Raw genomic sequence first — 13,345 nt, forward strand, 5'->3', positions numbered from 1 at the left:
TCATGGATAACAGCAAACGCAAGGAACTGACCACCCGTCAGGAAGAAATCTACGAATACATCAAGAAGTATTCCCGCGAAAACCACATGCCGCCCACCGTCCGCGAAATCGGCAACCATTTTGAGATTTCCTCGACAAACGGCGTGCGCTCTATCCTCGCCGCCCTCATCAAGAAGGGCTACATCAACCGCTCCCCGCGCCTCAGCCGCGGCATCGAGATTGTGGACACCGACGGTTCCGCCGCCGATTCCGCACCGAGCAACACCATCGAGATTCCCATTATCGGCCGTGTGGCCGCGGGTACGCCCATCCTCGCCGTACAAAACCTCGAAGGAACGGTCACCATCGACCGCGACTTCCTCGCCTGCCGTTCCGACGTATTTGCCCTGCGCGTCAAGGGCGATTCCATGATCAATGCCGGCATCTTCGACGGCGACCTCATCTTCGCCCGCCAGCAGCGCTCTGCCGAACGCGGCGAAATCATCGTGGCGCAGGTCAACAACGAGGCCACCGTCAAATACTACCAGCCGCAGCACGACCACATCGAGCTCAAGCCTGCCAACCCGAAGTACCGCCCCATCATCGTGAACAAGGGCAGCGACTTCTCCATCGCGGGCCGCGTCATCGGCGTGATGCGCAAGGTGAACTAAGCGCGAAATTCATTTATACAGAAAACCCTGCCGGTGCGGCAGGGTTTTTCGCTTTTTAAGACCCTCGCCTTTGCGAGGGTGACGAAATAGGCTTTGCGAGGGTGACGAAGCGGGCTAGTCGAGGGTATGGACCAGCAAGCCGTCACGCAGCTTGGGTTCGAACCAGGTGCTCTTCGGCGGCATGATTTCGCCTGCATCGGCGATGTTCATGAGCTGGTCGAGCGTAGTCGGGTACATCGCGAACGCGCAGGCGCATTCACCGCTGTCGACGCGCTTCACCAGTTCGCCGAGACCGCGGATGCCACCGACGAAGTCGATGCGCTTGGAGGTACGCGGGTCGTCGATGTCGAAAATCGGCTTCAGCACGAGCTTCTGGAGCAAGGCCACGTCGAGGCTGTCGACCGGGCCCAGGTTCTTGAGGAACTTGTCCTTGAACGTGCAGGCGTACCATTTGCCCTGCAGGTACATATTCACCTGGTTCTGCTTTGCCGGGTGCTGCATCTCAGCGAGCGGCTCGATATCGAACACCTGCTTCAGCTCTTCCATGAGCTGCTCCGGCGTGCGGCCGTTCAGGTCCTTCAGCACGCGGTTGTAGTCCAGAATCTTGAGCTGCGTGCTCGGGAACAGGATGGCCAGGTAGCGGTTGTATTCTTCCTCGCCCGTGTTCTTCGGGTTCTGTTCCGCGCGGTAGCTTGCAGCGCGGGCTCCGGCGGCACTGCGGTGGTGACCGTCGGCAATGTAGCTCACCGGAATCTGTTCAAAGCTCTTGCGGATGGCGGCAATCTCGGCATCGTCATCGATAATCCAGACCGTGTGGCCAAAGCCGTCGCCGTCGCTCACGAAGTCATAGACGGGCTTGCGCTTGGTAACGGCACCGAAAAGGTCGAACTGGCCGTTGTCGCGATAAGTGAGGAACACCGGACCGGTATTGGCGTTGGTGTCGAGCACGTGGCGCAGGCGGTCTTCTTCCTTGTCGGCGCGGGTAAGTTCGTGTTTCTTGATAATGCCGTTGAAGTAGTCGGCGGCGGGCACGGTGCACACCAGGCCGTACTGTTCGCGGCCGTTCATCGTCTGGCGGTAAACGTACAGGCAGTCCTTCTTGTCGTGCGCAATGACGCCATCGGCAATCATCTTGTCGAGGTTCGCACGGGCATGCGCATAGACCTTCGGGTCGTACGGGTCGACGCTGTCGTCAAGTTCGATTTCGGCACGGGTCACGCGCAGGTAGGAATGCGGGAGCCCTTCGGCCATGGCCTTGGCTTCGGCGCGGTTCATCACGTCGTAAGGGAGAGCGGAAATGTCCTTGGCCTCGGCGGGGTTCACCGGGCGAAGGGCCTTGAACGGATAGATGTGCATCATGGGCTTCTTTCCTTTGTGAGATTCCTTGATTAAAACTTCGTCCTCGGAAATGAGGTTGTGGATATAGCCGGTCTTGCCTTCAATCCACTTCTTCTTGCGGTAACTGACAACGAAATACGCAATGAAGAAGAAAATGAATCCGGTGATAGCGGCAACGATGGTAATGCCTATCATGAACGCAAGCAGGTGCCCCGCGGCGTTTTCCCAGAGGTTCTTGACAATATCCAGGCAGTTGCGGATGGACATGCGCTCGAACTCGCCCAGAAAATCGAACTTGATCGGGTCGGGGTCGACAATCTTGCAACCGATGTAATAGCCCGAGGGATAGAATATGCCGAACTGGGTCACGGGGTTTGCCACGAAGTCGGCCACGACACCCGGAACCTTCGGCAGGCGGAACAGCGCACAGATAGCCACGGTAAGGATGATGGCAAAACCGATGGTAGGCCACACGCCAATAAACACGCCAATAAATACAGACCACGCGACCTTCAAGGAATCCTGGCGACGAGGAAACATGCGATTGTAGTAAATACGGCTCAACCGCTTGTACTTGGATTCCTGCTTGCGCGCAGGTTGATGGTGACGAAGTTTCATAAGCGCGCACAAAGATAGAAATTAGACGAAAGATGCGAGGCGAAAGACGAAAGAAAATCACGGAAATTCTATTTTTTATGGTATGAAGCACGTTATTTCAAAGGAAGGATTCGAAAAGTACAAGGCAGAATGGGAACAGCTCAAGTACGTGGAGCGCCCCGCCATGATAAATCAGGTACAGGCGGCCGCCGCAGAAGGCGACCGGAGCGAAAATGCGGCCTATACCTATGGGCGCATGCGCGTACGCGAAATCGACCGCAGGCTGCGCGAACTTGACCGCATCCTCGACGGAGCAAAAATCGTGGAAATTTCTGCACCCGAGGACGGCTCCATCCGGTTCGGCGCGACAGTGAAGCTGCTCGACAAGAAGACCAAGCGCGAAAAGGCGTACAGCATCGTCGGCGAAAAGGAAATCGACCCGCTGCAGGGCAGAATCAGCCTCAAGTCACCCATCGGTGAAGCCCTCGTCGGCAAAAAAAAGGGCGAAACCGTGCAGGTTCAGGCCCCCCGCGGAACCATCACGTACGAGATACTTGAGGTAACCTACTAACAATGTGAAATGTGGAGTGTGTAATGTGAAATGATTAGTCACTCACCACTCACTCACCACTCCACACTTGTCATTATGTTCGTCGACACGCATTGCCACATAGATTCCTACGAGCGCCACGCCGGAGAAAGTTTCGACGCGCTACTCGCCCGCCTGCGCGACGACGGCGACCCGAATATCGAGCTGCCCGAGGCGTTTATCCACGTGGCATGCGACCCGGCAGACTTCGAACGTGCACGCGAGCTCTCCGAAAAACACCCGAACGTCTACGCCGCATACGGAATCCACCCGGAATACGTCGACACCGAAACTCCCGATGACGAAGCACGCATGCTCGAATACCTGAAGCACCCCAAGTGTGTCGCCTGCGGGGAGTTCGGGCTCGACTACCATTACGACCCGGAATCACGCCCGCGGCAGATAGCCCTCTTCGAGCGCCACCTGCAACTGGCGCTCACAAGCGGAAAACCCATCGTGCTTCACCTGCGCGAAGCGGACGACGACGCGCTCGCCGTACTGCGCGGCGCCGACATCCGCAACAAGAACATTCACGTGCACTGCTTTACCGGCACACCCGGATTCGCGGAAGCGCTACTCGCCCTCGACGCGAACATCTACATCGGGTTTACCGGCATCATCACGTTCAAGAACGCACAGAACGTGCGCGACGCCGCGGCCATCGTACCCGATAGCCGCATGCTCCTCGAAACGGACTCCCCCTACATGGCGCCCATCCCTTACCGGGGCAAGCCCTGCCATTCAGGCTACATTCCCTACATTGCAAACAAACTTGCAGAAGTAAAAGAAAAGCCCGTAGAAGAAATCTACAGGCAAGTCCGCGAAAATACTCGCTGCTGTTACGGAATCTAGGCTATCTGCGCAGCCGCACCTGCAGGCACTGCACCGCCCGCGTAGTGCGCCTCCATGTACTTAAGCGCATCTTCGGGCGAAAGCGGAACGCTAAAGTAGAATCCCTGAATGTTACGGCAGCCCTCGCTCCGCAGGAATTCCAGCTGTTCCTCAGTTTCTACGCCCTCGGCAATCAGTTCCAGATTTAGGGACTTCGCAATCCCGATAACCATCTTCGCGAATGCCGCATCTTCCTCGTCGTCGGCGACGTGGTCCACGAACGACTTGTCCATCTTGAGCGTATGCACCGGCAAGTGCTTGAGGTAAGAAAGGCTGCTGTAGCCCGTGCCGAAGTCGTCGATAGAAATCTGCACGCCCATGCACGAAAGTTTGCGCATGATGTCCGCCGCCTTCTCCACCTCGCAGGTCGCCGTGTACTCGGTAATCTCGAGTTTCAGGTTACGCGGGTTCAGGTTCGTCTCGGCGAGCACGCGCTTCACGTCGTCGACCATCGATTCCATCGCAAACTGCTTCGCGGAGAAGTTCACCGCAACGCGGATGTCCTTGAACCCCAGGTCCACCCACTTCTTGGTCTGGATGCACGCCATCTTCAGGATAAGCGCGCCCATCGGCACAATGAGCCCGGTCTCTTCGGCCAGCGGGATGAATTCTGCCGGAGAAACAATCCCGTGCTCGGAATTGTTCCAGCGGACAAGCGCCTCGAAACCGACAATCCGGTCCCCGCTAGCGATATCTATAATGGGCTGGTACATCAGCACGAATTCCTGCGCCTGGATGGCTCGGCGAATCTCGTACTCGAGCTTGTATAGCTTCATCGCCTTCTCGCGGATGCCGCCCGTCACGAACTGGATTCCGCCATGCTGCCCGCTCTTCTTCAGGTTGCGAAGCACTGCATTCGCACTCGCGAGTATATCCTCGACACAGTCCACATCACTATTCAAGACAACCGCCATCGACGCACTCACAAACAATTCGCTACCGTCCAGCTGGATAGGCGCCTTGATTTTCGTGTGAATCTGCTTCACCTTCGCAAGCAGGTCCTCGCGCACTTCGCTACCCTGGATATCGTGCAAAATGACCGCGAAAACATCGGGCCCGATACGCGCCAGAACGTCGTTCTTGCCGCAGGTCGCCTTGATGCGCTCGGCAACCACGCGCAACACGTTATCGCCAAAGTTGATGGAATAGGATGCGTTTATCGCCCCGAAACTGTCGATGTCGAGGAGCGCCACGCCAAAGGTGTATCCCGTTTTCTGGGCGGCCATGTCCACGTCGACCTTGAGCTTTTCAAGGAAGAACTTGCGATTATAAACACCCGTAAGCGCATCCTGGTAGGCGTAGTAGTACTTTTCGCGGGCAATAGCAGAGGTGTCACTTGCGGTTATGGAGCCAATAACGCGGATGGGCCTGTTCTCGGAATCCATCTGCAGGCGCCCCGCAATCATAATCTCTTCGGGCTTGCCCTTCATCGGCGAAGAAAGCCGGAGCACCTCGGAAAAGTCCTCGCCCGTCTCGAGCGCCTTCATGAACTTTTCCCTGAACGCGACCCAGTCACTCTCCATCACGTAAGACTCGAGCGCCGAGAACGAGTCCTCGAGAAGTTCCTTCGCGCCAATCAGTTCCGCCACGCGGTTGGACCAGTACACCTTCCCCGTCGAAACGTTAAATGTCCAGAAGCCCTCGTGCGACACGTCGATCATCATCTGGTGGAGTTCGCTCTGCTCGTGCAGGTCCTTCTGGAAATCGCGAACGGGCTCGGTATCCACCTTCGTCGGGATTTCCACGTCGGTACGCATCTTCTTGCGGTTACCTACCGTCGGGAACGAGTAGAACAGGGACAGATACGCAATAAAGATAATTGCAACAAAATAGGGGACAAACGCCATCACATGCCCCGAAAAATGCAGAATATCGGGAACAAACGCCGCGAACATAAAGCACGCGAACAGGAGCGCAAAACGGAGGATTTTGTGTTCGTCAAAAAGTTTCATCTATATGACACCCAATGTGCATAAAATAACTCAAAAACCGCAATTTAGATTATTCCCAATTGAATTAAAGCAATTTTGTAAGTAAAAAACCGCTCCAAAAGCGAGTATTCCACTTTGGAATAAGCCTTTCTTTTATTCCATAAAGAGATATTTCTGGTATAAAAGACATGCGGGAGGGGCCCCAGCTCAGAGTTGCGAAGGCCGCACGGGCCCCTCCCTGCACCCTCCCCATCCTTGGCCGACGCAGCAAAGGCATAATCGACATAGGAACAACATCCCAATTTTATTAGTTATCCCCTTATAACCATCGCAGTTATGAAATGCAAAAAGCGACTGGTACAACCAGTCGCTTTTTAAAGTGGTAATTTTCTTCGAAAATTACACTGCGCCCTGCCACTTCATGGCATCGGCAACCTTGAGGAAGCCAGCGATGTTTGCACCCATGACGAGGTTGCCCTTCTGGCCGTACTTGACAGCGGCAGAGGAAGCAGCGGCGTAGATGCTCTTCATGATGCCTTCGAGCTTCTTGTCCACTTCTTCGAAGGTCCAGGAGAGACGTTCGGAGTTCTGAGACATTTCGAGGCCGGAGGTAGCAACGCCACCAGCGTTAGCAGCCTTGGCAGGTCCAAAGAGAACGCCAGCCTTCTGGAAGGCTTCGATAGCTTCCGGAGTAGAAGGCATGTTAGCACCTTCGGCAACGGCCTTCACGCCGTTAGCGATAAGGGCCTTGGCACCGTCGAGGTCGAGTTCGTTCTGGGTAGCGCACGGAAGAGCGATGTCGCACTTGACCGTCCAAACACCCTTAGAACCTTCGTGGTATTCAGAACCCGGAACGAGCTTGGCGTATTCGCTAATGCGGGCGCGCTTCACATTCTTGAGGTCGAGAACGATGTCGAGGTTGATGCCGTTCGGGTCGTAGACGTAGCCGTTGGAGTCGGACATGGTCACGACCTTGCCACCGAGCTGAGTAGCCTTCTGGCATGCGAACTGAGCGACGTTACCGGAACCGGAAATCACGACGGTCTTGCCTTCGAAGGAGTCGTTAGCGAGGTCCTTGAGCATTTCGCGAGTGAAGTAGCAGAGGCCGTAACCGGTAGCTTCGGTACGGGCGAGAGAACCACCGTAGGAGAGGCCCTTACCGGTGAGAACGCCCACAAATTCGTTGCGGATGCGCTTGTACTGACCGAACATGTAACCGATTTCGCGAGCGCCAGTACCCTGGTCACCAGCCGGAACGTCCGTGTCGGCACCGACGTGCTTGCAGAGCTCAGTCATGAAGGACTGGCAGAAACGCATCACTTCGTTGTCGCTCTTGCCCTTGGGGTCGAAGTCGGAACCGCCCTTGCCGCCGCCCATGGGGAGCGTGGTGAGGCTGTTCTTGAAGATCTGTTCGAAGCCGAGGAACTTCAGCATGGAAAGCGTAACTTCGTTACGGAGACGGATACCGCCCTTGTACGGGCCGATGGCGGAGTTGAACTGCACGCGGTAGCCACGGTTCACCTGAACGTTACCCTTGTCATCGAGCCAAGGCACGCGGAAGGTAATCACGCGTTCCGGTTCGACGAGGCGGTCGATCACGCCGTTGGTTTCCCAGGACTTGTCCTGTTCGAGGACGGGGTCGAGGGATTCGAGGAATTCACGGACAGCCTGATGGAAGAGGGCCTGGTCCGGATCGCGGGCGACGACCTTGTCATAGACTTTCTGAAGGTAAGCATTCTTGATTGCCATTTTATATATCTCCGTTGAGAGTTTTGATTGTTAAAGTTTTTAACGTCTGTAAAGATAGCAAAGGGGCATGACAAATAGTGAAAAACGGGCAAAAATCTTCAAAAACTTACATTTTTGTAAGTTAGTTTTTTATCAGTTTTAAAAAGTTTGAATTTTCGTTAAATTTCACGGCATAGAAATACAAAAACCTACATTTTTGTAAGTTTCCACTTTTCGTTACCATTTGTAAGTAAAATTTTACAAGAAGCTACAGTTCCAGAAAAGCCTTCAGGTCGTCCATGCGGCGCTTCGCCATCTCGACTCCGTGCTCGTAGGACTCGTTCATCTTGTCCATGTCGGTATCGAACTGGTCGCACAGTTCTATGAGGGGGCGAACCAGGAACAGCCTCCCCTCCTTCTCGAGTTTCTCCATCTGCACGAACATCTTCTCGTAACGCTTGAGACGCACCATCAGGGCGCGGAAAAGTTCGGGGAACTTGCGCTTGTACATCGGGTTGAGGATTGCGCGGTACTTGCGGAAATCCGTCACGGCCTCGCCCGGGTAATGCGTCGAAACAGCCACCACCTTGTCGCAGCCCTTCTCGAAGGCACGCTCATACGGGATAGGGACCGTAATGCAGCCGTCGGCGTAGTGCTTGCCGTCGAGAGATGCCATCGGGAAAATCATCGGGAGGGCGCAGCTCGCGCTAATCAGGTCCAGAAGGCGCTTCTTGTCTTGCCTTTCGGACTTGAACTCGGCGCGGCCGGTCTCACAGCAGGTGAGACCGATTTCGAATTCAATCTTGGAATTCCGGTAGGCCTCGAAATCGAGCGGCATCTTGCCGTCGGCCGCGAGGTAATTCAATGCGTGAAATTCCTTCTGGATTCCGATAAACTTGCTCGCCCATTTTTTGCCCTCTTGCAGGCGGGTCGGGAGAACGATAAACTTGAGCCTTCCCTGCTGGCGGGTAATGAAGTTCACCGCCGCGTGCGCACCGGCGGAAACGCCCGCAACGTAATTGAAGTCTATACCCTCGTCGAACCAGGTGTCCAGCACTCCTGCGCTGAACATCGTCTGGCGCGAGCCTCCTTCTAGCACCAACCCCGTCTTCACGCATTCCCCCTATTGTCATCCCCGGCCTGACCGGGCGGACAGCACTTAGAGCTTTGCTCTTTAGTGCGCATGGCCACCAAGGTGGGGATCTGTTCGGACGGAGTTTCTGCCGCAATGGGCAAAACCGGCGGTTCGGCAACGCCGAGCGCACGCTGCTTGAGCGTCCAAACCTTCTGGCGGAAATACTCACTGCGTTCGGCCAGATGCTTCGAAGAAGGTATGCCCTTCACGCGCTCGATTTTTTCGGGCTCGCCCACGACTATGCGGGTGCGGCGCCCTATCTTGTACACACCTTCAAGGCCCACCGAAAGCACGGGAGCGCCCGTACTGCGCGCAAGGAAAGCAAAGCCCGTCTTGAATTCGTTCAGCAGACCATCGTAACGGCACTTGCCCTCGGGGAAAATAATGACGTTGTTCCCCTTTTCGAGTTCGCGCTTCGCTAGCAAGGCCCATTCGGTATCCAGGTTAAAACGGTCGCAGGGAATCACGCACTTGACGCGCGTCAAAGCCCAGCTAAAATGCGGGTCTTCCACCTGGTCCTTCGCCACCACGATGCTCTTCTTGTGGAAAAAGATGGCAAGCATCATGAGGGGGTCCCACATGCTGGTATGGTTCGCGATAATAACCGAGGGCGTCTTGAGCCGCGGGGACTTTACCGAACCCGCAAAAGTAATCTTCGGGCGGTACGCCACCAGCAGGTAAACGCGCACGGTGTATATCACGACCACCATGACGAACTGCATAAAAAGTTCAAACAGAAAATTTTTCTTCTTTACTTTCACTTTACTTACAGATCCTTCGACTACGGGCTTCGCCCTGCGCTCAGAATGACAGCGGGAAAACTACTTACCCAAAGATTCCTTGGGAATGCTCGTAAACGTCAGCGCACCCTTCGCATGCACGTTGCCGTTCACCTTCACGATGCAGTCAAAACCGACGAGAACGCCACCGCCCTTCGTCTTGTTCACGGTAATTTCGAGCTGGTCGCCGGGAATTACCGGCTTCACAAACTTGAACCCGTCTATCTTCAAAAGCACGTAGAGGTTCTTTTCCAAATCCTCTGCGGGCTTCTCGATAACGAGGGAGCAGAGCTGCGCGCAACTTTCCACAATAAGCACGCCCGGCATAATGGGCGTCTGCGGGAAGTGCCCCATGAAGTACGGCTCGTTCACGCTCACGTTCTTGATGCCGGTCGCAGATTCGTTCGGCACGAGTTCCGTGACCTTCTCAATCATCTGGAACGGCGGGCGCTGTGCAATCTTTTCGCTGATTTCAAAAATGTTCATCATAGAGAAAGGCCTCCATCGAGCACGAACACCTGGCCCGTCACGTAGGCGAACTGGTCAGACGCGAGCGCAGACACGATGTTCGCGACTTCGTCTGCGGTACCGAAGCGCTTGAGAGGAATCTTTTCCACATAGCCCTTGCGGGTCTCTTCGGGAATGGCCTCGATCATCTCGGTCGCAATAAAGCCGGGAGCCACGGCATTCACGCGGATACCGAAACCGCCGAGTTCCTTCGCGAGGGTCTGCGTGAGGGAGTTTACCGCACCCTTCGTGGCGCTATAGACAGCCTGACCGGCGAGCGCGAACTTGGAGGAGACGGAGCTCATGTTGATAATCACACCGGACTTCTGCTTGTACATCTTCACCGCAACCTGCTGGGCGCAGTAGAAGTAGCCCTTCACGTTCAGGTCGAAGCACTTGTCGAGCGTTTCGGGGTTCATCATCATCAGGTATTCGTCGCGCACGATGCCCGCATTGTTCACGAGCACGTCGATGCGGCCGTAGGCCTTGAACACCTCGCGCACCATGACCTTCACCTGCGAGAGGTCGGCCACGTTCGCCTTGTAAATCATGCCGTCACCACCCTCGGCCTTAATCTGGTCGAGCGTCTGCTGCGCGGCCTCGTCGGAACTGGAGTAGTTCACCACGACCGTGTAGCCGTCACGGGCAAGGCGCAAAGCACAAGCCTTGCCGATTCCCTTCGAAGCACCTGTAACGAGAGCAACTTTCATTTTTGAGCCTCCCTATTTAAGGATTTTTTCCAAACACGACTGCGCTGTAAGAGCCACCCGCCGCAAAAGAGATGATTAGAATTTTCTTGAGGTTCGTCGCATCGGCAGACTTGCTTGTCACGGAACCATCGCCCGCAATAAAATAGGCGTTGTCGCAAGCAAGTTCGCCGTTCAACAGGAGCGCAGCTTCTGCGGCGGCGAGCGCGGCAGACCCCGCACGGCCTTCGCCGACACGTTCCTTGACCTCGAACAGCGGCATCGTAGCGAGCTTGTCGCCGAACACACGCTGGAGGGCACCCTTCTCGATATCGTCGATACGCTTGCAGCCGTTCGCGAATCCGCAGACCGCATCGATATCGGCGGCAGAGAGACCCGCATCGGCGAGGGCGTCGTTGATAGCCTTGTCGAGCGCCTCGTCAGAACCAGCGAGCTTGCCGAACTTCACGTTCTTGCGGCCATGGCCAAACCCGAGCGCATAGCAATAGACCTTCGCACCGCGGGCCTTCGCGTAATCCTCTTCCTCGAGCATTATCGACACAGAGCCGTCGCCCACCACGAAGCCTTCGTTTTCGGCAAAGGGTGCGACCACATCGCCTGCGGCAACACCGAGCTTCTGGGCGAATTCGGTAATAATCGGCAAATTCTCGTCGGTACCGGTCGCCATCATCGCCTTTTCCTGGCCGTCGTGGATGACGTTCATGGAGTAGCCGATGCTGTCGAGACCGGAAAGCGGGCCCGTCGTAATCGTGACGCCGTAACCCTTGATGCCGGAGCAAATCGAGAGGTAACCACCGGCGGCGTTGTAAACCGTGTGCGGGAACTTGAACGCGGAACCGCCCGCGTTGCCCGCCTCGGCAATCAGTTCCTCGAAATCGTAGGTGGCACCGAGACCGCCCTCGCTGGTCCCCACGATAATGCCGATATCCTTCGCGTTATCGTCGGTCACCTGGAATGCGGAATCCTGCAGGGCGCGCATGCCCGAAACCGTCTGGAGCTGGCCCAGGTTATCGAGCTTGCGGTAGAACGCCATCTTGATGCCGAGTTCCTTGTAATCCTCGAGCGCGATGGTCGAATGCACCGAAGCGCTCTCGGGCTTCTTGCCCGCCTTTACGGCATCCAAGTAGGCGGCCTTGCTGTTGCCGAGCGGAGACACGATTCCAAGACCGGTCACCGCAATTTTCTTCGCCTTGGCGGACTGGGCGGAAACTTCGCCCGGCACCTTCGAGAACACGATGGCGGCGTTCGTGCCGCCGAATGCCACGTTGTTGCTCAAGACGCACTTGAGTTCCTTGTGGCGGGCCTTGTTCTGCACAAAGTCGAGAGCGCCCACCTTCTCCTTGAGGGCGGCGGACTGTTCCTCGGTATAGGGGAACGTCGGGAGCACCGTATCGGTCGTAAGCGCCTTGATGCTGAAAACCGCCTCGATGGCACCCGCGGCGCCCAGGCAGTGGCCCGTCATCACCTTCGTCGAACTCACGCTCACGTTCGCGTTGTCTTCGCCAAAGAAATTCTTGAAAGCCGTAATTTCGGCATTGTCGTTCTTGCCCGTACCCGTACCGTGAGCGTTCACGTAGCCGATATCGGACTTGTCGATGCCGGAGTTCTTGACGGCGCGGTTGATGGCCTCCATCAGGCACACGCCATCTTCGCGCGGGGCGGTAATGTGGTTCGCGTCGCTCGTAACGCCGGAGCCAAGCACCTCGCAATAAGTCTTCGCGCTGCGCTTCTGGGCATGTTCGTAGGATTCCACGATGACGATACCCGCACCTTCACCGAGCGTAATGCCATTGCAGCGGTTAAACGGGGAGCAGCCGTTCTCGTCGAGCGCATGGAGCGAAAGGAATCCGGAATACGGCACGGAAGCGAAGGAATCCGCACCGCCCGCAATCACCACGTCGGCCTTGCCCGCGCGGATGAGGTCGCAGGCGACCGCGATGGAAATCGTACCCGCCGCACACGCGTTCGCCACGTTCGTCACGATGCCGCCCGCGCCACAGGTTTCAGCCACCTGGCTTGCAATGGATGCAATCGGCATCTTCGCAATTTCTGCGGCATCGCGCCCGTGCTGGTGATACTGTTCAATGGAAAGCACGCCACCCACGCAACTGCCAATGACCACGCTCACGCGCTGGTCGTCACCAAAATTAGAAAGCCCCGCATCGGCGAGGGCCTCGTTCGCGGCCTTGATGCAGAGCTTCGAGACGCGGTCCTTCTCTTCGGGTGCGTCAATCTGGTCGAGCGTGTCACACTTGACTTCGGCAGCCAAGTCCGCGTAGCAATTCTTTGTATCTAGGGAAGTCGTCTTGTGGATTCCCGAAACGGATTCCAAAGCACTCTTCCAGGTTTCTTCGACATTGTTACCGACGGCGCAAATTACGCCCAGGCCAGTAACTACACAGCGACGTTCATCAGGTGTCATATCCATTCCAAAAAAAACAGGTTAGTGGTAGCCACGTCACCTTTAATATCTACGCAAGCGCTGGTGATCCC

At 56.1% G+C, this 13,345-nt stretch carries 11 protein-coding genes and 1 pseudogene; 3 read left to right on the plus strand and 9 right to left on the minus strand.

Going from position 1 to position 13,345, the window contains the following annotated elements:
- The first annotated feature begins 2 nt into the window (after nt 1-2).
- Entirely contained in the window at nt 3-650 is a 648-nt protein-coding gene (gene lexA, locus BUB22_RS05760) for a transcriptional repressor LexA (protein WP_072810912.1), read from the plus strand.
- A 114-nt stretch (nt 651-764) separates the two neighbouring features.
- Here the strand turns inward: lexA and BUB22_RS05765 are convergent, their stop codons facing one another.
- The gene (locus tag BUB22_RS05765) at nt 765-2,009 is read right to left on the minus strand and encodes a DUF1015 domain-containing protein (RefSeq protein ID WP_366868209.1); all 1,245 of its coding nucleotides are present in this window, start codon (nt 2,007-2,009) and stop codon (nt 765-767) included.
- A gap of 99 nt (nt 2,010-2,108) precedes the next feature.
- Nucleotides 2,109-2,606: pseudogene (locus BUB22_RS17290) on the minus strand (DUF2062 domain-containing protein); the annotation flags it as partial.
- 82 nt (nt 2,607-2,688) lie between these two features.
- On the opposite strand from BUB22_RS17290, the gene greA reads away from it, so the two are divergent.
- Both greA and BUB22_RS05775 read left to right on the plus strand, forming a co-directional pair.
- Nucleotides 2,689-3,156: a transcription elongation factor GreA gene (greA, locus tag BUB22_RS05770; protein ID WP_072810917.1), complete on the plus strand. Its 468-nt coding sequence runs from the start codon at nt 2,689-2,691 to the stop codon at nt 3,154-3,156.
- Between the two features lie 75 nt (nt 3,157-3,231).
- Complete coding sequence (locus tag BUB22_RS05775; RefSeq protein ID WP_073114314.1) at nt 3,232-4,026, plus strand: TatD family hydrolase; 795 nt, start codon at nt 3,232-3,234, stop codon at nt 4,024-4,026.
- On the opposite strand, the gene BUB22_RS05780 is transcribed toward BUB22_RS05775, so the two are convergent.
- The 7 genes from BUB22_RS05780 to BUB22_RS05810 all read right to left on the minus strand — a co-directional run bounded on the left by BUB22_RS05780 (nt 4,023) and on the right by BUB22_RS05810 (nt 13,280).
- Nucleotides 4,023-6,017: a sensor domain-containing protein gene (locus BUB22_RS05780; RefSeq protein WP_073114315.1), complete on the minus strand. Its 1,995-nt coding sequence runs from the start codon at nt 6,015-6,017 to the stop codon at nt 4,023-4,025. The two genes, BUB22_RS05775 and BUB22_RS05780, sit on opposite strands and share 4 nt — an antisense overlap.
- Before the next feature lie 378 nt (nt 6,018-6,395).
- Entirely contained in the window at nt 6,396-7,745 is a 1,350-nt protein-coding gene (gdhA, locus tag BUB22_RS05785) for an NADP-specific glutamate dehydrogenase (RefSeq protein ID WP_073114316.1), read from the minus strand.
- Between the two features lie 247 nt (nt 7,746-7,992).
- Complete coding sequence (locus BUB22_RS05790) at nt 7,993-8,838, minus strand: patatin-like phospholipase family protein (protein WP_073114317.1); 846 nt, start codon at nt 8,836-8,838, stop codon at nt 7,993-7,995.
- A complete protein-coding gene (locus tag BUB22_RS05795; RefSeq protein WP_083535410.1) occupies nt 8,835-9,581 on the minus strand; it encodes a lysophospholipid acyltransferase family protein in 747 nt (248 codons plus the stop codon). The genes BUB22_RS05790 and BUB22_RS05795 overlap by 4 nt, the downstream gene beginning before the upstream one ends.
- Nucleotides 9,582-9,680: 99 nt before the next feature.
- A complete protein-coding gene (gene fabZ / locus BUB22_RS05800; protein ID WP_073114318.1) occupies nt 9,681-10,127 on the minus strand; it encodes a 3-hydroxyacyl-ACP dehydratase FabZ in 447 nt (148 codons plus the stop codon).
- Nucleotides 10,124-10,855, minus strand: a complete 732-nt coding sequence (locus BUB22_RS05805) for an SDR family NAD(P)-dependent oxidoreductase (protein ID WP_072810930.1) — start codon at nt 10,853-10,855, stop codon at nt 10,124-10,126. Before BUB22_RS05805 ends, fabZ begins: the two co-directional genes overlap by 4 nt.
- A gap of 16 nt (nt 10,856-10,871) precedes the next feature.
- Nucleotides 10,872-13,280 carry a beta-ketoacyl-[acyl-carrier-protein] synthase family protein gene (locus tag BUB22_RS05810; protein WP_254794654.1) on the minus strand — a complete coding sequence of 803 codons (2,409 nt, stop codon included), beginning with the start codon at nt 13,278-13,280 and terminating at the stop codon, nt 10,872-10,874.
- Nucleotides 13,281-13,345: the final 65 nt, after the last annotated feature.

The organism is Fibrobacter sp. UWCM (assembly GCF_900129735.1).
GTDB lineage: Bacteria > Fibrobacterota > Fibrobacteria > Fibrobacterales > Fibrobacteraceae > Fibrobacter.

Bases quoted from the DNA above. Each gene is read 5' to 3' on its own strand.
- lexA (WP_072810912.1), top strand. From the start codon at position 3: ATGGATAACAGCAAACGCAAGGAACTGACCACCCGTCAGGAAGAAATC.
- BUB22_RS05765 (WP_366868209.1), bottom strand. From the start codon at position 2,009: ATGATGCACATCTATCCGTTCAAGGCCCTTCGCCCGGTGAACCCCGCC.
- greA (WP_072810917.1), top strand. From the start codon at position 2,689: ATGAAGCACGTTATTTCAAAGGAAGGATTCGAAAAGTACAAGGCAGAA.
- BUB22_RS05775 (WP_073114314.1), top strand. From the start codon at position 3,232: ATGTTCGTCGACACGCATTGCCACATAGATTCCTACGAGCGCCACGCC.
- BUB22_RS05780 (WP_073114315.1), bottom strand. From the start codon at position 6,017: ATGAAACTTTTTGACGAACACAAAATCCTCCGTTTTGCGCTCCTGTTC.
- gdhA (WP_073114316.1), bottom strand. From the start codon at position 7,745: ATGGCAATCAAGAATGCTTACCTTCAGAAAGTCTATGACAAGGTCGTC.
- BUB22_RS05795 (WP_083535410.1), bottom strand. From the start codon at position 9,581: ATGCAGTTCGTCATGGTGGTCGTGATATACACCGTGCGCGTTTACCTG.
- fabZ (WP_073114318.1), bottom strand. From the start codon at position 10,127: ATGATGAACATTTTTGAAATCAGCGAAAAGATTGCACAGCGCCCGCCG.
- BUB22_RS05805 (WP_072810930.1), bottom strand. From the start codon at position 10,855: ATGAAAGTTGCTCTCGTTACAGGTGCTTCGAAGGGAATCGGCAAGGCT.
- BUB22_RS05810 (WP_254794654.1), bottom strand. From the start codon at position 13,280: ATGGATATGACACCTGATGAACGTCGCTGTGTAGTTACTGGCCTGGGC.